The organism is Streptomyces nanhaiensis, from assembly GCF_046614825.1.
In the GTDB taxonomy this organism is placed as follows: Bacteria; Actinomycetota; Actinomycetes; order Streptomycetales; family Streptomycetaceae; genus Streptomyces; species Streptomyces radiopugnans.
The window spans coordinates 1-312 of sequence record NZ_JBKJFM010000422.1 but is presented as its reverse complement, the minus strand read 5'-3'; the positions used below and the strand labels follow the sequence as shown (position 1 = coordinate 312).

Sequence of the window (312 nt, the reverse complement as noted above, 5' to 3'; positions counted from 1 at the left end):
GGCCGGACGGTCGTCAGCCCCCGGTACGGATCGGTGACCGTCACCAGATCCCCGGCCCGCACCTCCTCGATCGCCCGGCGGCTCCCGTCCGCCAGCAGCACCGGCGTACCCGGCAGGAAACTGTGGTCGCAGGCGTCCTCGGCGTTCTTCAGCCGCTGCCGGGCCTTCTTGAGCCTCCCGGACTTGTCGATGATCCCCTTGAGGCCGTCGTAGAGGTCACCGCCGTGCTTCTTGATCCTCTTGACGAGCTCGGCGGCCTTCTTCCACTTCCACGGCGCCCCGTACTTCGCCGCCAGCTTCCCCACCGCACCA

The 312-nt window shown here is 68.9% G+C and carries 1 protein-coding gene; it reads right to left on the bottom strand.

Annotated elements, in window-relative coordinates; all coding sequences use genetic code 11:
- Positions 1-312 (bottom strand): Hint domain-containing protein (locus ACLIYP_RS30910; RefSeq protein WP_412716358.1); only part of this gene is annotated, 312 nt, incomplete at both ends.